The 17,142-nt window shown below is 62.1% G+C and carries 15 protein-coding genes; 12 read left to right on the top strand and 3 right to left on the bottom strand.

Annotation, left to right across the window (positions count from 1 at the left end; all coding sequences use genetic code 11):
• Positions 1–427 precede the first annotated feature (427 nt).
• Positions 428–1,171, top strand: a complete 744-nt coding sequence (locus CXQ88_RS17520; protein WP_219816352.1) for a GntR family transcriptional regulator — start codon at positions 428–430, stop codon at positions 1,169–1,171.
• Here the strand turns inward: CXQ88_RS17520 and CXQ88_RS17525 are convergent.
• Both CXQ88_RS17525 and CXQ88_RS17530 read right to left on the bottom strand, forming a co-directional pair.
• Positions 1,139–1,675, bottom strand: a complete 537-nt coding sequence (locus CXQ88_RS17525; protein ID WP_219816353.1) for a DUF5943 domain-containing protein — start codon at positions 1,673–1,675, stop codon at positions 1,139–1,141. The two genes, CXQ88_RS17520 and CXQ88_RS17525, sit on opposite strands and share 33 nt — an antisense overlap.
• Complete coding sequence (locus CXQ88_RS17530; RefSeq protein ID WP_219816355.1) at positions 1,672–2,667, bottom strand: dipeptidase; 996 nt, start codon at positions 2,665–2,667, stop codon at positions 1,672–1,674. The genes CXQ88_RS17525 and CXQ88_RS17530 overlap by 4 nt, the downstream gene beginning before the upstream one ends.
• 323 nt (positions 2,668–2,990) lie before the next feature.
• Here CXQ88_RS17530 and CXQ88_RS17535 point away from each other — a divergent pair, with 323 nt between their 5' ends.
• From CXQ88_RS17535 to CXQ88_RS17560, 5 genes are all read left to right on the top strand, one after another.
• A complete protein-coding gene (locus CXQ88_RS17535; protein ID WP_104045414.1) occupies positions 2,991–4,304 on the top strand; it encodes an MFS transporter in 1,314 nt (437 codons plus the stop codon).
• Positions 4,305–4,793: 489 nt separating this feature from the next.
• Positions 4,794–5,396, top strand: a complete 603-nt coding sequence (locus tag CXQ88_RS17540) for a TetR/AcrR family transcriptional regulator (protein WP_104045415.1) — start codon at positions 4,794–4,796, stop codon at positions 5,394–5,396.
• A 116-nt stretch (positions 5,397–5,512) separates the two neighbouring features.
• Positions 5,513–6,733 (top strand): MFS transporter, encoded by a 1,221-nt coding sequence (locus CXQ88_RS17545; RefSeq protein WP_104045416.1) that lies wholly within the window; start codon positions 5,513–5,515, stop codon positions 6,731–6,733.
• Positions 6,734–6,765: 32 nt separating this feature from the next.
• The gene (locus CXQ88_RS17550; protein WP_258061973.1) at positions 6,766–8,439 is read left to right on the top strand and encodes an amidohydrolase; all 1,674 of its coding nucleotides are present in this window, start codon (positions 6,766–6,768) and stop codon (positions 8,437–8,439) included.
• 272 nt (positions 8,440–8,711) lie between these two features.
• Positions 8,712–9,179, top strand: a complete 468-nt coding sequence (locus CXQ88_RS17560; protein WP_104045419.1) for a DUF3237 domain-containing protein — start codon at positions 8,712–8,714, stop codon at positions 9,177–9,179.
• Positions 9,180–9,273: 94 nt separating this feature from the next.
• On the opposite strand, the gene CXQ88_RS17565 is transcribed toward CXQ88_RS17560, so the two are convergent.
• Positions 9,274–9,966 carry a TetR/AcrR family transcriptional regulator gene (locus CXQ88_RS17565; RefSeq protein ID WP_104045420.1) on the bottom strand — a complete coding sequence of 231 codons (693 nt, stop codon included), beginning with the start codon at positions 9,964–9,966 and terminating at the stop codon, positions 9,274–9,276.
• A 172-nt stretch (positions 9,967–10,138) separates the two neighbouring features.
• Here CXQ88_RS17565 and CXQ88_RS17570 point away from each other — a divergent pair, with 172 nt between their 5' ends.
• From CXQ88_RS17570 to CXQ88_RS17595, 6 genes are all read left to right on the top strand, one after another.
• Positions 10,139–10,579, top strand: a complete 441-nt coding sequence (locus tag CXQ88_RS17570; protein WP_181037588.1) for a DUF3237 family protein — start codon at positions 10,139–10,141, stop codon at positions 10,577–10,579.
• 35 nt (positions 10,580–10,614) lie between these two features.
• On the top strand, positions 10,615–12,162 hold the full coding sequence (locus CXQ88_RS17575; RefSeq protein ID WP_104045422.1) for an ABC transporter substrate-binding protein: 1,548 nt from the start codon (positions 10,615–10,617) through the stop codon (positions 12,160–12,162).
• A 64-nt stretch (positions 12,163–12,226) separates the two neighbouring features.
• Positions 12,227–13,660 carry an amidase gene (locus tag CXQ88_RS17580; RefSeq protein WP_104045423.1) on the top strand — a complete coding sequence of 478 codons (1,434 nt, stop codon included), beginning with the start codon at positions 12,227–12,229 and terminating at the stop codon, positions 13,658–13,660.
• On the top strand, positions 13,660–14,673 hold the full coding sequence (locus CXQ88_RS17585) for an ABC transporter permease (RefSeq protein WP_104045424.1): 1,014 nt from the start codon (positions 13,660–13,662) through the stop codon (positions 14,671–14,673). The genes CXQ88_RS17580 and CXQ88_RS17585 overlap by 1 nt, the downstream gene beginning before the upstream one ends.
• Positions 14,666–16,363, top strand: a complete 1,698-nt coding sequence (locus CXQ88_RS17590; protein ID WP_104045425.1) for a dipeptide/oligopeptide/nickel ABC transporter permease/ATP-binding protein — start codon at positions 14,666–14,668, stop codon at positions 16,361–16,363. The genes CXQ88_RS17585 and CXQ88_RS17590 overlap by 8 nt, the downstream gene beginning before the upstream one ends.
• Complete coding sequence (locus CXQ88_RS17595) at positions 16,356–17,141, top strand: ABC transporter ATP-binding protein (protein ID WP_104045426.1); 786 nt, start codon at positions 16,356–16,358, stop codon at positions 17,139–17,141. Before CXQ88_RS17590 ends, CXQ88_RS17595 begins: the two co-directional genes overlap by 8 nt.
• The last annotated feature ends 1 nt before the right edge of the window (position 17,142 follow it).

The following is a 17,142-nucleotide window of genomic DNA, read 5'->3' on the forward strand; positions in this document are numbered from 1 at the left end:
GTTGGCGCGTCACCCCAGGTAGTGGATCAGCGGCGCTTCAGGGACGATAAAGATCGATCTCTGTGCCTGCTTTGGCCTAGTGGGCCCTCTCTCGTCGGTTTCGATGGAAGGGCCCACTAGCTCCAGCCGTTTAGTCAGCACCTCGTCCGCAGGGCAATACCTGGGTATTCGATGAATCCGTAGCCTTAAAAAGGTCCATTATCGGCTCTTTAGAACCGGCGGGGGAGTGCCTCCAAGAGGGGCTGTTTTCAGGCAGCATTTGATGACCAATCCCCTCGCCAACGACGACCTGCTCCAGCGCGGCGGGAACCCCGGTATAGCCGTCGCGCCGGGATGCATTGGCATCGCTGCGGCTTGGCGATATCCAGGTTCGGCTCTGTAGCATGAAGGTGAGACGTATACAGCTGTAATACAGGAAGCGGGAGAGATGGCTGGTCGCCCCAGAACGGTGATGGAAAGGGCTTATAGCGAGATCAAGAAGAAGGTGATGACTCTTCAACTCGCTCCGGGATCCGTTATCGATGATCTTGGGCTTAGCGAGATGCTCGGTATCAGCCGCACTCCTGCGCGCGAGGCGCTCTTTCGTTTGGTTTCCGAGGGCCTTGTCGTGTCCGATCCTGACAGGAGGGGCTTTTTTGTAAAGCCTCTTGATATCCAGGATTTATCGAGTCTTTTTGAAGCCCACATGGTCTCCGCAAGGGCAATAGGCCGCCTCGTTGCAGTGAGGTGCAACGCAGCTGGGATTGTCAAGCTGCGGAAAGCCGAAAGCAAAGTTATCCGGGCCATCGAGCATGCTCGCCCGGAGGAGGTGGCCTCTAGCAATGCTGAGTTGCATCGGCTGGAGGCCAGCCTTGCGGGCAACGGCTACCTGGCGAATCTTGCCTGTTCCATTCACGATCATGGACAACGGCTGGGCTACTTGGCTTTCGGTGGTGCAACGGCATGGGACACGCTGGAACAGCACTTCATCGAGGTTCAAAAGGACCACTCAGAATTGATTGATGCCTATGAAAATCATGACCCCGATGCGGCGGAAGGCATTGCCGGCCGCCACGTGCTGCTCTTCCGAAACCGTATCTTCAACTTCCTCACGGACGACACCGCCGGGTCCATAAACCTAGGCGGGGATATTCTTCCGTCAATGCAGTTGTCGCGGAGCAACCTGGAATAGCCCGTACTCCGCGCCGTCCTGGCCTTCCCAGTGAACCTGACGGCTGATTGTACGCATGCTGCTCCCCTGGGCGTGCAGGATCTGATCCATTGCCCCGGAGAACCAGCCGGTGAACATGTAATCCCCAGTGCCCTGGTCGTTGGAGTCGGGCTGATGGAAGGCTGAGTTTCTTACACTGACTGATGCCGTCGCTCGTGCTAGGTCGAAATCGAGTACCTCAAAGAGCCCCCAGCCGCGTTGTGAAAGCCGGTTCAAATAGTGCTCGAACACCTCCACGCCGGCCAGATTGTGCAGCTCCGCTTCGTGCTCGCACCACGTCCAGGCGGATTTGTATCCGGCGTCGTAGAGCAACCGGGAGTAGCGCTCGACGCCAAGTTCTCTTTCGATCGCTTTGTGGTTGTTCACGAAGAAGTGAAGGGGAACGTAGAGCATGGGGAGCGAGTCGGTGGTCCACCGGCCAGTTTCCGGGTCGACGCTGATGGGCACCTCGGGTGAATACGTCATGATCCCCACACGTCCCCAAGAACGCGCATCCAGTTCTCGCCCATGATTTTGCGGACGACGCGCTCGGAGTGTCCGCGCTTCAGCAGCGTTTCCGTAAGGTTTGGAAACTCGCCTACGGTGCGGATTCCGAGCGGATTGATGATCTCCCCAAAACTCGTCAACCGGCGTGCATAACCCTTGTCGTGGGTCAGCCACTCAAAGAAGTTCAGGTCCTGGCCCTGGGTGAAGTCCGTCCCGATTCCGATCGAGTCTTCTCCTACGATGTTCATGACGTATTCGATTGCTTCGGCGTAGTCATCGATGGTGGAGTCTGTTCCCTTGGCCAGGAACGGGGCGAACATGGTGACACCTACGAAGCCGCCATGGTCGGCGATGAAGCGCAGCTCTTCATCGGACTTGTTTCGGGGATGAGCCTTGAGCCCATATGGGAGGCAGTGCGAGTAGCAGACGGGCTTGCTGGACTCGAGAATGACTTCTTCCGACGTCTTCGACCCCACGTGCGACAGGTCGCAAAGGATACCGACGCGGTTCATCTCCGCCACCACTTCACGTCCGAAGCCGGAAAGTCCCCCGTCCCGTTCGTAGCAGCCTGTGCCGACGAGGTTCTGGGTGTTGTAACAGAGCTGCACCACACCGACGCCCAGTTGTTTGAAGAGACTGACGTAACCCAACTGGTCCTCAAAGGCGTGCGCGTTCTGGAACCCAAGGATGATTCCCGTCTTTCCTGCATCTTTTGCCGCCAGGATATCGGCTGTTGTGCGAACAGGCATGACCAGCTCGCTGTTCTCGGCGATCAGCTTGTTTACGCCCAGGATGTTGTTCACGGTGTCCTGGAATCCTTCCCAGACAGACACCGTGCAGTTGGCGGCCGTCAGGCCGCCCTTGCGCATATCCAGGAAAAGGTCCCTTTCCCACTTCGCAATGATGAGTCCATCAATCACGATGCTCTCTTCATGCAGAGCGCCTGGATCGATAATCTCCGGAGCGTTCATGGCCGTCCTTCCACACAACTTTGGGTTTCGGTGCCGAATGGCAGTGCGACTTTCATAATACGACTCGTATTTGAAAAGGGGAAGATTCTCGCCCCGTACTTCCCGCTCCACGCCCGCGCCCGGAGGATCGTTGAGAACTGGGCCTGAGTGAGGCGCAACCATAGACAGGCCCGCGAACTGGTAATACGATATGTATTACGAAAGGCCGGCATCGTATGCTGGCCTGGCTTCCATCTTCCACTCGGCGACCTCCTTCCTCCGGCAACGATGCCGGAAGAAACGAGCGGTCCGAGCACGAGGGCCCAGATCCCCAGCAGGAGACGATGAAATTGACCGTGAATCCCACCATTGACCAGACAGGCACCGTTAGTCCAAAGCTGCTGAAGAAGGTGATCTCCGCAGCCGCCGTAGGCAATTTCATCGAGTGGTACGACTTTGCCGTCTACGGATACCTGGCGACGATCCTGGCTGCCAAGTTCTTCCCCGGAAGCAACCCGACCACGGCACTACTGGAAACCTTCGCGGTGTTCGCTGTGGCGTTCGCGTTACGTCCTATCGGTGGGGTCTTCTTCGGCAGACTCGGCGACAAGATCGGGCGGAAGAGAACACTCGTCCTGACGATCCTGCTGATCTCCGGATCCACTGCCTTCATCGGCATCCTGCCCGACTACGCCACGTGGGGCATCTGGGCCCCTATCCTCCTGGTGGTGGCCCGTTGCCTTCAGGGATTTTCAGCAGGCGGTGAATACGCCGGGGCCTGCGCTTACGTCATCGAACACGCCCCAACGGAGAAGAAGAACACTTACGCCAGCTTCGTTCCCGTCAGCACCTTCTTCTCGTTCGCCTTCGCTGCCGGCTTCACATACATCCTTGCCCAGGTCGTGGGCCCCGACAGCATGAACGACTGGGGCTGGAGAATTCCCTTCCTCCTCGCAATACCCCTGGGCCTCTTCGGTTTCTACCTGCGTTCCAAGCTCGGCGAGACGCCACTCTTCCAGAACATAGAAGAAGAAAAGGAAGTCGAAGCAGCTCCACTGCGTGAAACCATTCGGACCCACTGGCGGACGATCCTCACCCTGGCCGGCTTCATCTCCGCCACCGCCCTCTCGTTCTACACGTTCACAACCTACATGGCGACGTTCATGCAGGTCGTCGGCAAACTCAGCCGACCCGAATCGCTGCTCTCAAGCTGCCTCTGCCTTGTATTCGCCGGTTTGCTCTGCCCCTTCATGGGCCGTCTTTCCGACCGGATAGGACGGCGAAACACCACCCGCTCGGCCTGCGTCGTCCTAATCGTCACAGTCTTCCCTGCATTCATGCTCGCCGGGACAGGCAACCTCGGGCTTTCAGTACTCGGGCAGTTCCTGCTCGGCATAGGCGCCGTCATGACCGGCATCGTTACCGCGGTCCTCATGTCCGAACTGTTCCCCACAAAAGTGCGCTACACCGCATCAGCAGCAACCTACAACCTTGCCTACACGATTTTCGGCGGCACCGCCCCGTTCATCGCAACTTGGCTGATCGCCACTACCGGCAACAACCTCTCCCCTGCCATCTACCTCGTCGCCGTCTGCATCATGGCCTTCATCGCATGTTCCAAACTGCCCGAGACATCCAAAAAGTCCCTGGACTTCTAGACACAAAGCTCAAACCCGGAATTGGCCGACGCGGAACCGCGTTGGCCAATTCTGTTTCACCGGTCCGCAATGCGACCGTCTACCAGTACGTGTGCCACGCCAACTGCACCAACCCCTCCCCTGCTCGGGCGGACGTTGCGCCAGTGTCAGAACGTCGCTGCAGCTTGACGAAATATCCGTTATCGGCGATTTGAAAGCGCAAGGGGGAGGGCTGGACTTGAAGGAGCGCCAACGGCGCGGATTAGAGGTACTTTTGATCGCGACGCGTTGCTCCGCGAAGGCGGAAAACTCGCCCGGCCAAACCAGGACATCCAACCTCTGCTAGTCGCATATGTGCCCGCCAAGGTACAGACAAGGCGGCCTGGAACGGCCGCTCACGCCAAGGAGTTCAGCCCGCCCAACGGGTTCGGTGGGCGTAATGCTGGTGATGGCATCCGCCCGGGGAAAGGCCAGTTAGATTGAAAGGACCCTATCCTGCCAAGGAGACCCATGCCGCGCCCACGATCGCCACTTTTGTCCGTCGATGCCATTGTCAGTGCGGCACTGTCACTGGTGGATACCTATGGAGACTTCAGCTTTCCTAAGATCGGGAAGGAGCTGGGGGTCAGTCAGTCGGCCCTCTATAACTACATCGATAACCGTGAGCACATCGTCGAGCTCATGCGCGGCCGCGTTTTTTCCAGTCGGGCGCCTCTCGATATTGAGGGCCTCTCCTGGGAGGACGCGCTTCGGACTTTGGCGCATGGGTACCGTGAGTGCCTTCTGGAGCATCCCCGGCTGGTGCCGCTCCTGGTAACCCAGACAGTTCGGGATCTGGGTGTGATGGGCATTTACGAGGACATGGCCGTCGTCCTGGGGAATGCAGGGTTGGCAGCTTGCGCAGTTGTCCCCGCCATCACCACCGTGGACTATCTCGTCCTCGGGTCCGCCTTGGAGCTTACCGCCCCGGAAGTTGTCTGGTCTCCCCCGCCAGGCCAGTTTCCCGCGCTATCCGCGGCCATCGCCAATCTCGGCTCTCCTGCAAAGCGGTCAGACACGGCCTTCGCTTTTGCCGTGGAGATGCTCCTCACCGGGCTACGTGAAGGGGCGTAACCGGGTTTCTGAAAACCTTTCATAAAACCCTTGCACTGACGGAAGGTGGTCTTCATAATAAATGAAGGCCATTCATTTTGTGACGGTCTTCACTCCATCCCAGCAAGGAGCTGTCCATGTCCCAGGACCACGAAACAGGGCGTGTTCCCCTGACCGCCACGCGGGCCATCTCGGTCTTCGGCATCAGTGTGGTCGGCTTCATGACCGCTAACCTGGTGCCGGTCATGATCGTCGCCCTTACAGGAGAACCCGGCTTCTCAGATACTGAAGCGGGGACACTCATGACGGGTTCGCTCCTCGCCTGTGCGCTCACCTGCCTCCTGACATCAAAGTGGGCATCCCGGAATGGGAGGTACCTTATCGCCCGGGCCGGACTGGTGTTGACCGCGGCAGGCTTCGGTGCTGCTGCCTTCATCCCGTCCGCGCCCGTTGTCATTGCCGGCGTCCTCGTGGGCGGGCTTGGAGCTGGCGGAGCGGTTTCGGCCGGCGGTGCTGCCCTGGGCGCTCTTCGAAATCCTGACCGTGCATCTGGCATCAGCGGATTCACGAACCGTGCCATCGTGTCGGTTCTCCTCTTTGTCATTCCTGTTCTGGGCGCGGGCATGGGCAGCGCATTTGGCCTGCTGGCGGGCCTCGCCCTGGCCGCCCTGTTCACCACCTCCTGGCTGCCGGACCGCCCCTCGACCAAAACCATTGCGCCGGTTTCCCAACCCAGGAAGACGACCTCGCCAACAGCAGCCCTTGCAGGCTTCGGGCTGCTCGCATGCTTCGCTTTGTGGGCTTTGAGCGAAGACTCCCTATGGGCTGTTGCAGCGACCATGGGCGCCGAGCAGGCGCAGCTGGATGAAACCGGAATGGGACTGGTCCTGAGCCTGTCGACCTTGGGCGGCCTGATCGCCTCCGGTCTTGTGGGAATGGCCGGGCGACGGCTTGGCCGGACCATACCGCTGGCGGTGGCCTTGCTGGCCGGCGCTGCCCTGAAGATGCTCTCCGGACTTGTTTCTGATCCCGGCTGGTACATGGCCGTCATCATCGCCTGGAACACCTTCTACATGCTCGCATTCATCTATATCGTGGCCATCGCAGCTGCCTTGGACGCGGCGGGCCGCTGGTCCGCACCGGTCCTGGGGGTCTATCTGGTCGGGTCATCGTTCGCTCCATTCTTCGGAACTTTCGTCTCATCCAGCGCCGGCTACGACGTCCTCGGTTACGTCCTGGCCGGCATGACAGTGGTCCTGATGGTTCCGCTGCTCCTCATTTCCAGGGTCTCGGTCCGGACCGAAAAGGCCAGCGCCAACAACCCTTCCCCCGACATCAACCAGGCGGCAATCGCCTGATGTCCCGCCCCTCCCCCAAAGAAAGCACTCCCTTGCCTCGCACGCTGTATACAAACGCCACCGTCTTCACCACCGACGGCTTCTCCGCCGACGCCTTCGTTGTGGAGGGTTCCCGCTTCATCCACGTAGGGAAGGAAGCCGACGCACAACAGGCGGCAGGAGAGGGTGCTGCTGAAGTGGATCTCGCTGGCGGCTTTGTCCTTCCCGGATTCATCGACGCCCACACACACCTTCTATCGATGGGGCAGTCCCTGCAAAAGGTCCCGCTGCGCGAGGCAACTAACCTTGCTGATCTTCAGCGCCGCCTCCGGGAGGCCGCCGACAGCACCGACGCGCAACGAATCCTTGGCGCCGGATGGCTCTACAGTTCGCTGGACGGAAAACAACCCACCAAGGAATTGCTGGACCAAGCTGTACCCGAACGCCCTGTCTATCTGGATGCCAACGACCTGCACTCGGTATGGGTCAACAGTGCCGCCCTGGCGGAACTGGGAATTAATGACAACACACCCGACCCCATCGGCGGGCGCATCGGCCGGAACCCGCTCACCGGGAAAGCCGACGGGATGCTGTATGAGACCGCGGCACAGCAAATCGTCTGGCCCGCCCTCGCCGCCTACACCAGCGACGAGGACCGGGATGCCCAACTGGAGGAAGCCTTCACCAACTACCTCGCCGTCGGCGTCACAGGGGCTGTGGACATGGCGGTCCAGGACGATGACCTCGCAGCCTTCCGCCGCGCCCTGGCACGGCACCACAACACCCTCCCGATCAGGGTCAAAGGTCACATCCTTGTGGTCCGCCACGAATCCGAGGACCAGAACCTCGCCCAAGTGCAGAAAGCCGTCCAACTGGCCGTCGAGCTCAACAGCGACTGGCTACAGATTTGCGGAATCAAACTGGTCGTTGACGGCGTCATCGACAGCTGCACAGCAGCCATGAAGGAGCCCTACGCCGATGGCAGCTCCTGCGAACCCATCTGGGACCGTAAATCCCTGACCCCCGTCGTGGCGGCCGCCGACGCAGCCGGGCTGCAGATAGCACTGCACGCTATCGGCGACGAGGCCTCCGACATAGCACTCGACGCCCTGGAGGAGGCATATCGTCGCAACGGTCCCCGCGACCGCAGGCATCGCATCGAACACCTCGAAACGGTGACCGAAGACAACGTCAAGCGCCTTGCAGCGCTCGGGGTGGTGGCTTCAATGCAACCCGTCCATGCCGATCCCGCTATCCAGGAAAACTGGCAAGGTGTGCTGGGCGACCACCGCACTGATAGGGCATATCCCTGGACGGAATTCACCGACGCAGGCGCAACCCTTGCACTCAGTACCGATGCACCCACCGCCCCGCACCAGCCCTTGCCCAATATGTATGTGGCATCAACCCGGCTCTCCGCTCTGGACCCGGCCCTTGAAGCCAACCTGCCCAAATACGCCCTAAACCTCGCCGACGCGCTCGGGCATGCCACTCGTGACGCCGCGTTCTCTTGCCGGGCCGAGGATCGGCAGGGCCGCATCGCGGCGGGCTACCTCGCAGACTTCACCGTACTGGACAGCAACCCGCTCGTCGCCGAGCCATCCGAACTGCTAACAAATCACACGCGCATGACCGTCGTTGGGGGCAAAGTGGCCTTCCACCCCAGCACCCCTTTAGCTGCATACGGCACCTTCCAAGACGGGCATCCGCGCAGGCAGCCCGCCTGAAGCAAGCCCGAAAGGTGCAGTGCGTGTGATAGGTGCAGCCACTGCACCGTACCCAAACATCGCCGACGGCTGGGATCGTCTAAGTCGGTGCCACCCGCATATAGTCGTCCTCGACCGCGATCTGCTGATCGTCCAACCTGAAGACCGAGGGCGTGCACAGTAGCTCCCACCCTCTGAGAGGGCCAATTGGCGACTGATTCCGGGGCCGGGATAACTCCAAGACCCGCTCGTGGATGAGTGCCGCTTCGTATCGTCGCAAGAAAAGAGAATTCATGATCGACCCTCCAACGGTTCCCGCGCTCGAGCGTGCGTTTGAGGTGAATGTTCGTCTCGGCCCGCTGGCGGATCATGGTCAAACCCGGGCGGGTCACCGCCGGGTCATCCCGATTACCGGCGGAGAAATTTCCGGCGGCGTTCAGGCCAGGATCCTGCCCGGCGGAGCGGACTGGCAACTTGTTCGCGGGGACGGCGCCATCGACATTGACAGCCGTTACAGTGCTCGCACCCCGGACGGAGAGATGGTTTACCTCCAGGTCACCGGCCTGCGCACCGGCCCAGCCGACGTCCTGGACTCACTGCTCAAGGGCGAGAATATCGCTCCCGCCCGCTACTACTTTCGCACCGTCATAACGATTGAGACCTCGGCAGCAAGATTGCGGCACTTGGAGGATTCCATCTTCATCGCCTCCTGCGCCAGAGACGCTGACGCTGTCCGTTATACCGCCTACCGCATCACCTGATCCTTCGGGAGGTTTATCGGCGACGGTATCGGCCAGCCGCAGACCCCGTCACCGGGGTCAAGCGTCTGACGCCGAGTGCTGCCGCGATAGCGGACTAGGCCGATTGCGACAACTCTCTGCCTTCCAGCATCCGCTCGATACTGGTAACGAACATCTCCACCGTCCGGGAGAACACCTCGGAGGGATCGATTTGGCGCAGGTCTGACATCACGGCGTCCGCGTATGGATACTGCGCGGGATCAACGGGCGCGTACACCTGCGTCCTGAACCAGACACCCTGCGGATTGACCAGCCCCGGGGAGGATAGGAGTGCGCCTTGGGCGGCACTCGATCCAAGCACGATATTCACGTAAACCTGGTACTGGACGACCGCCTCGCGGCCGTGCACGCCAGCGACGTGAAGGGCGCGAAGCACGCAATCGACAGCGCGCAACTCGCTCATGCCACCTGTGAGAAGGTTCATGCCCATCGCCGCCGCAGCCGGGTGTGTGTTAGCGGTCTGCCACGCCCTGTGGGCGAGTTCGCGCAGGTCAGCGCGCCAGTCATCCGTTGGCTCGTAGCCGGCGAGTGAGATCGCGTCGAGCTCGTCGGAGATCGCGCAGATCATGTCGTGGCGGCTGGCGAAGTGCCTGTATACCGCAGTAGGCGAGGCCTGAAGCTCAGCCCCAAGACGTGCGAAAGTTAGCGCCTCCGAGCCCTCGGCGTCGAGGATCCGAATTGCGGCGGCGACGATCTCCGCCTGCGACAGCGATCCTCGGCTTCGGCGAGAGCGGTGTTCCTTGGCCAACTGCAGTCCTCCTTTGCCGTCATTCTATTCGGGTTGAGTTGCCGGCGGGCTTGCGGGCGCACTACGCCACCCATGTAAAGTTTAAGTTAACGCCATTGACTAAGCCATTCACTTAGCTCACACTCGTCATACACCCTCGCATCCAAGCGAGGCAACTACGAATGATGTGACATTGAATAAGCCCCCTGAGCTACGCCTCGTGTTCACCATCACGGCCTTGGTTGACGAGAGCCTGCTATTGGAGCGCCGCTCGACCGAGTCGCTCGACTACATCCCGATCACCGGCGGCCCCGTCCGGGGAGCCGTCGAGGGCGAAATCATCCCCGGCGGCGGCGACTGGTGCCTCAACCGCGCCGACGATTCCTACGAGGTTGAGGCACGGTACCTAATCCGCACCCATGATGACGCAGTCATCGACGTAGTCAACGTGGGCGTCCTCCGCCACCTGCCCGGCGAATCAGGCGGTTCAGAAGACATGGGCTACTTCCTTACGACTCCGCGATTCCGCACCGCAGCGCCGCAGTACCAGTGGCTCACCCGCTCGGTCTTCGTGGGCCGAGCAGCCACCAACCCGAGCGCCACCACGATCGATGTCTTCGAAGTCCAGTCCTAAACTCTCCACCCCCCACCAACAAGAGGAGCAATGTGATGAACCGACGAAACCGTCTCGTTGTGCCCGCGCTTCTGGCCGCAGTCACGGTCGCGGCCACGGGCTGCATCCCAGGAGCCGGCAAAGACGCCACGGCTACCACTGACACCATCCGCACAACGATCGATGTGCCGGCCAACTTCGACCCCACGCTGACGGCGTCGCTTCCGGATTTCGTCCTCGCACGAACCTCGTACGACACTCTTCTCCGCAAGGACGAAAGCGGGCTGGTCGCCGGTCTCGCCACTGAGTGGACGTCGACCCCCAGCCAGGCCGTGCTCACTCTCCGTAAGGGCGCCACGTGCTCCGACGGGACCGAGATCACACCGACGGTCGTAAAGAACTCCCTCGAGTTTTTCGCGCGACCCGACACCGGGTCCACAGTTCCTCCGCAGGTATTCGGTGGCAACGTCCCGGTCATCACAGCGAACGATGACGCGGGCACCGTCACCATCGACCTCGAGACGCCGTGGCCCGACCTGCTCACCGGATTGTCGATCTCTAGCACTGGCATCGTCTGCCCGGCAGGCATCGCTGACCCCAAGGGCCTGGCGGAAGGCAAGGTCGAGGGAAGCGAATCCGGCCCGTACACGCTGACGTCTTTCGAACCCGGGGTGAAGTACGAGTACACACTGCGCGGCGACTACGACGCGTGGCCGGAGTGGACTACCGCGGTGGAGGGAACCCCCGCGAAAAAGCTCGTTTACTCGGTCCCGGCTGACACGACGGCGACCTCCAACCTGGTAATCAGCGGCCAGCTCGACATCGGAGGCATCGCCCCGCAGAACATGCAGCGCTTTGACGGGATGGATGGGTACGAGCTCGCAGTGAACCGCTTCTCCGACTACTACCTTCTCTTCAACGAGCGTGATGGCAGCCCGTTCACGGACGAGGCCCTCCGGCGCGGTGTCGCACAGGCGGTCGACCGGGCGATGTTCGAGAACATCGTGTCGGAGGGTAATGGCGAGCTCGCGTCTTCCCTGGCGTCATTTGCGACTCCCTGCGTGCCCGATAAGAACCCGCTCATCCCTGAGCACGACCCGAAAGCCGCAAAGACGGCGCTTGACGGGGTTTCCATCCGCTTCATCGGGCCGCTGATCGCCGGCGCCGGGAATGAGTACGTCGCGGAAGCGCTCCGCGCTGCGGGTGCCGACGTCGAGATCGAGAACACCGATGTCGGAACCTGGATCACAACGGTCTTCGGCGAGCCCGAGGCTTGGGACGTGACGATGTTCGCCGACCTTAACTTCCTCGGATCCCTGACAAGCCCGCTCAGCTCATTCACCGGACCGGTGATCGAACAGGGCGGTGGCAACATCGGCGGCGTGACGAACCCCGGCGCCGAGGACGCCTTCGCGTCCTCGCGGACGGCAACGGACGCCGACGCGCGCTGCAAGCACCTGAACACGGCCATCGACGCGCTGATCGGGCGGGTTGATGCGGTGCCGCTGATGAACAGTCCTTTCATCTATGTACAGCGCCCGGGCTTCACTGTTCAGATGCTCGGCGGGTCTCTTGATGACCCGGTCTTCCGGATCGCTGACTAACTGTAACGGACGAGGTCGCGCACAGAGCGCGACCTCGTCCCCTGAGGCAAAAGAGGAAAAAGCCATGGACCCCTTTATCTCCGCGGTGGAACTCGCGAGGAAGCTGCGCGACCGTGAGGTGTCCGCGATCGAGATCGCGGAGTTTTACCTGGACCGGCATGACGCGCTCAATCCGGAGGTCAACGCCATCGTCTGGATTGACCGCGATGACGTCTTGCGTCGAGCCGGCGAATCCGACGCACGGCTGCGGTCAGGCCGGAACGTGCGCGCCTTCGAAGGTGTGCCGGTCCCCATCAAAGACTTGACTGCCGTGCGCGGGCAACCCTGCACCTATTCCTCCCTGTCGGTGAACGAGACGCCCGCGGAGCAGAACGAGATCACGGTGGACCTGTTCGAGGAAGCCGGCTTCGTGCTCTTCGGGCGGTCTAACAGTCCTGAGTTCGGACCGCTGACAGTCTCTGAGAATCCCCGGCATGGCAAGACCCGTAACCCGTGGAACCTCGATTTCACCTCGGGCGGGTCCTCAGGCGGTGCCTCCTCCGCGGTAGCCGCAGGTCTGGCACCGGTCGCCCACGCATCTGACGGTGGCGGATCAATCCGTGTTCCCGCCTCAGCGACGGGGCTCGTGGGCCTCAAGCCGAGCCGCGGCCGTGTGCCCGCCGATATCCGAGGATGGGAACAGTCCACGACCGACGGCGTCATCACCCGCACCGTGGCAGACTCTGCCGCCCTGCTTGACGTGCTCGGCGTACCTGACCCGCTGGCATGGTATTCCGCGCCGGCTCCCCACCGACCATACGCCAGCGAAATCGCCCACACCGGTCCCCGGCTACGGGTGGGGCTGCTGCTCAACGCGCCCACCGGTGTCGACGTGGATCCGGAATGCGCCGCCGCCGCTAACGCTCTCGCGACGGCCCTCGAACTCGCCGGCCACTCGGTGGAGCCTGCGAATCCCTTCCTCTTCTCCGAAGAGGCATCGAAGGGATTCGCAGATCTCATCATCAGCGCCTCGATTTGGGCGTCCCCGATTCAGGACCTCGACCGCGTGGACCCCTACATCCGGTATCGGTACGACCGCGCAGCACAGGTACACGCCGGTCAGTACGTCGAACTCGCGAATCGCCTCCAATGGGAGACGCGACAAGTTGTGGCGCAGTGGGGGAGAGAATTCGACGTCCTAGTGACTCCCACCACGGCGTGTCCCACCCCGCTTGCAGGCTCGGTTTACGATGAGGCCAATAAGGCCCCGGATGGACCGCGCCTTACCGAGCTACGCACGATCTCGTTCACGAGCTTCTGCAACATCGCAGGCCTTCCCGCAATCTCCCTCCCCGTTCACACGGGCGCGAACGGTGTGCCCATCGGCGCCCAGCTGGTCGGTGCACCGTTCGATGAGGCCACCCTGCTTCGCGTCTCCGCCGAAATGGAGCAGGTGTTCCGCTGGCATGACCGTCGTGCGCCGCTCGCGCAGCACACGCAGCTCTTTGAGAGGCGATGATGACAACCACTGAGCTAACCACTCCGGCCCCGCCACTCGGAATCGGCCACAGAATCGCCCGGAGCACCTGGGGATCATTCGCGCTGAGCCGCCTCGGAGGCCTTTTTCTCTCGCTGGCATTACTCGTCGTGCTGACGTTCCTCATCGTGCCATTGATCCCCGGGGATCCGGCAGTCGCAATCCTGGGCCCGGACGCGACACCTGAAGCGGTCGCGGCCTTACGAAAGAAGCTCAACCTCGACCTGCCGCTTTATGAACAGTTCGTTCTCTACCTGCAGGGGCTCTTGTCCCTCGATCTGGGCAACAGCTTCCGCTTTGGCACCCCTGTCACCGCCTTGATCGCCACAAAGCTGCCATACACCGCTCAACTGGCGTTTGCCTCGATCCTGGTCGTTATCCTGGTCGCCATCCCCCTCGGAATGCTGATCGGTGTTCTCACGCGCGGCGGACGCCGCCCCGCCCTCGCCCTCGGTTTCGGCACCGTCGCCGGCTTCCTCGCGTCCTTTCCCGGCTACGTGGCGGCCACCCTGCTCGTCGTGGTTTTCGGGCTCTGGCTCAAGGTGCTGCCAGCGGGCGGGGTCGACTCGCCGTTCGCCTTCGTCCTGCCGACCGCGGCCCTCGCGTTCGGTCCGACTTTCGCGGTCGCCCGTGTGGTTCGTCAGGAGACCTACATGGTGCTTGAGCAGGATTATCTCCGCACTGCGCGCGGCCGGCGCCTCAGCACGCTCCGGCTCTACCTCCGGCACGCGCTGCCCAACCTTCTCACGAGCACCCTCACCGTGAGCGGACTCATCCTCGCCGGCCTACTCGGCGGGGCGATCGTCATCGAGACTGTCTTCAGCATTCCAGGGCTCGGCAATGAGGTAGTGAACGCGATCATCGTCAAGGACTACCCGCTCATCCAGGGAATCGTCCTCACGATCGGTGGGCTCGCCATTCTCATCAACCTGCTGATCGACGTCATCCTCGGGGTCATCGACCCCCGCACCCTTGGAGGTTCGAGCAATGGCTGATCAACGCAAAAGAATCCCGGCTTCGCTGATTGCGGGCCTCGTGATGTTGGCTGTCCTCGTTATCGTCGCTGTGCTGGCCCCGCTGTTCTTGTCGGGCGCCGCGACCACGATCGGTCCGGAGAGTCGTGCGCAGCCGTCACCCGAGCACTTGCTCGGCACCGACAGTCTCGGTAGAGACAACCTCTCCCGAGCGCTCGTGGCAACGGGGCTGACCCTGCTCATGTCGCTCGCGGCAACCGTCCTGTCCGTCGTGGCCGGGGTGCTGATCGGCGGGCTGGTCTGGGTAGTGCCGCGGTTGCTTCGTGAAATCGTCCTGCGTGTCGTGGATTCCACGGTCGCGTTCCCCTCGCTCATCCTTGCGCTTGTGATCGCGGCCATCCTGGGTCCTGGTACCGTGTCCGCCGTTATCGCAATCGGCATCGCCGGCATTCCGGCATTCGCACGCATCACGTCCAATATGACGGCAGCCATCGCCCACAAAGACTTCATCGTGACCGCTCGGCTGTTGGGGGTGCCCGGCATCATGGTGTTCGCTCGACACCTGCTTCCCAACATCGGCGGGCCACTGCTCGTGCTCATCGCGTCGAGCTTCGCGCTGTCGCTGCTGGAAATATCGGCCCTCTCGTTCGTCGGGCTTGGCGTGCAGAGCCCTGACTTCGACTACGGGCGCCTGCTTAATGAGGCGCTGCCCTCGATCTTCTCCCAGCCGCTCCAGGTGGTTGGTCCCTCGGTTATGCTGATTTTCGCCGGCATCGCCGCGATGCTCACCGGCGACGGGCTCGCTGCCCGGATGGACCCCTGGAGCCGTGGACGCCGTCGGCGCGCCCGCCCGGTCCCACTCCCTGCGGCTCCTTCGGCTGTCCCGGACGCGCTGCTCGAGGTGCGGGACCTCACGGTCACGGCTCCCAGCGGTGCCGACGTCGTCAAAGGAATCACATTTGATATCGGTCCGGGCGAAATTGTAGGGCTTGTCGGCGAATCAGGATCGGGCAAGTCGATGACCGCGATGGCCGTCGCGGGTCTCCAACCAGAGGGTGTCGCGGTCAGCGCGCGGACGATGCGGCTGGGAGACCTTGATCTGGTCAAGGGGAGTGACAAGTCGCGGCTTGCGCGCGACATTGGGCTCGTCTATCAGGACCCTGGAGGAACCTTCAACCCGGCCCTGCGGCTCGGCGGACAGCTCACCGAAGTAGCTCGCGTGCGCCTCGGGCACTCCCGCCGTAGCGCGCACGACCTGCTGGTCAAATCGCTGGGCGACATGCGCGTCCGCAATCCCGAAGAGCGCATGAGCCAGCACCCGTTCCAACTCTCGGGCGGCATGCTTCAACGAGCGATCATTGCGTCGTCTCTGGTCACCAATCCGCGACTCATCATCGCGGACGAACCGACCACGGCGCTCGATGTCACCGTGCAGGCGGAAGTCCTCCGCATCCTCAAGCGGATCAATCGCGACGAGGGCACTGCCATCCTTTTCATCTCGCACGACATCGGTGTTGTGGAGGCGCTCTGCGATCGAATCCTCGTCATGCGTCATGGTGAGATCATCGAGCGCCTAACCGCCGCGCAGCTGCGCGCCGGCGAAGTCGAGCATCCGTACACGCGTGCGCTGCTCGACGCCACGCCCAGGCTCACTGAGATGCCCGTGACACCGGAGATGCTCGAAACGTCCAAGGAGATTCCCATTGCTTGAGAACACACCCCTGATCGAGTTGGCAGGCGTCAATGTAAGCCTCGGCCACGGGGCGCGCGCAAGTCATATCTTGAAGGACGTCTCCCTGAGCGTTGCGCGTGGTACGACGGTCGGACTTGTAGGTGAGTCCGGCTCGGGCAAGTCGACGATTGCCAAGACCGTCGTCGGCATCCACCGCCCGTCGTCGGGACGCATCACGTTCGACGGGGTCGACTTGACATCCCCAGGCGTCTCGAAGAAGGTCCGCCGACGAATCCAGCTCGTCCCGCAAGACCCCTACTCTTCCCTCGACCCGCGCCGGACCATCGCGCAGACGCTCGCGGAGGCGATCGACCCGGTCGCGGCGCGCGTGGGCCCCCATCGGAGGCGCATTCTCGAAGCTCTGGAGATGGTTTCGCTCGACGCCTCTACCGCGGACCGTTACCCGCACGAATTCTCCGGCGGCCAGCGCCAGCGCATCGCGATCGCTCGCGCCCTTGCAGTTGGGCCAGAGCTCGTGATCGCCGACGAGATAACCTCTGCACTCGATGTGTCGACCCAGGCCGAAATACTCGCGCTTCTGAACCGGCTCCGGCGAGATCTCTCCCTGACGATGGTTTTCATCTCGCACAATCTCGCTGTCGTTCGCGCGCTTTGCGATGAAGTCGTGGTGCTCCTTCACGGTGAGGTCGTGGAGCACGGGCAGGTCATCGACGTCTTTCGCAGGCCTCAGTCGGACTACACACGGCGGCTCCTCGAGTCGGTTCCCGGCGGGCCGGCATTCAGGCTGGTGGGTTAAC

It is taken from the genome of Arthrobacter sp. ZGTC412, assembly GCF_002929215.1.
Lineage (GTDB): Bacteria > Actinomycetota > Actinomycetes > Actinomycetales > Micrococcaceae > Arthrobacter.

Bases quoted from the DNA above. Each gene is read 5' to 3' on its own strand.
- CXQ88_RS17520 (WP_219816352.1), top strand. From the start codon at position 428: ATGGCTGGTCGCCCCAGAACGGTGATGGAAAGGGCTTATAGCGAGATC.
- CXQ88_RS17525 (WP_219816353.1), bottom strand. From the start codon at position 1,675: ATGACGTATTCACCCGAGGTGCCCATCAGCGTCGACCCGGAAACTGGC.
- CXQ88_RS17530 (WP_219816355.1), bottom strand. From the start codon at position 2,667: ATGAACGCTCCGGAGATTATCGATCCAGGCGCTCTGCATGAAGAGAGC.
- CXQ88_RS17535 (WP_104045414.1), top strand. From the start codon at position 2,991: ATGAAATTGACCGTGAATCCCACCATTGACCAGACAGGCACCGTTAGT.
- CXQ88_RS17540 (WP_104045415.1), top strand. From the start codon at position 4,794: ATGCCGCGCCCACGATCGCCACTTTTGTCCGTCGATGCCATTGTCAGT.
- CXQ88_RS17545 (WP_104045416.1), top strand. From the start codon at position 5,513: ATGTCCCAGGACCACGAAACAGGGCGTGTTCCCCTGACCGCCACGCGG.
- CXQ88_RS17560 (WP_104045419.1), top strand. From the start codon at position 8,712: ATGATCGACCCTCCAACGGTTCCCGCGCTCGAGCGTGCGTTTGAGGTG.
- CXQ88_RS17575 (WP_104045422.1), top strand. From the start codon at position 10,615: ATGAACCGACGAAACCGTCTCGTTGTGCCCGCGCTTCTGGCCGCAGTC.
- CXQ88_RS17580 (WP_104045423.1), top strand. From the start codon at position 12,227: ATGGACCCCTTTATCTCCGCGGTGGAACTCGCGAGGAAGCTGCGCGAC.
- CXQ88_RS17585 (WP_104045424.1), top strand. From the start codon at position 13,660: ATGACAACCACTGAGCTAACCACTCCGGCCCCGCCACTCGGAATCGGC.
- CXQ88_RS17590 (WP_104045425.1), top strand. From the start codon at position 14,666: ATGGCTGATCAACGCAAAAGAATCCCGGCTTCGCTGATTGCGGGCCTC.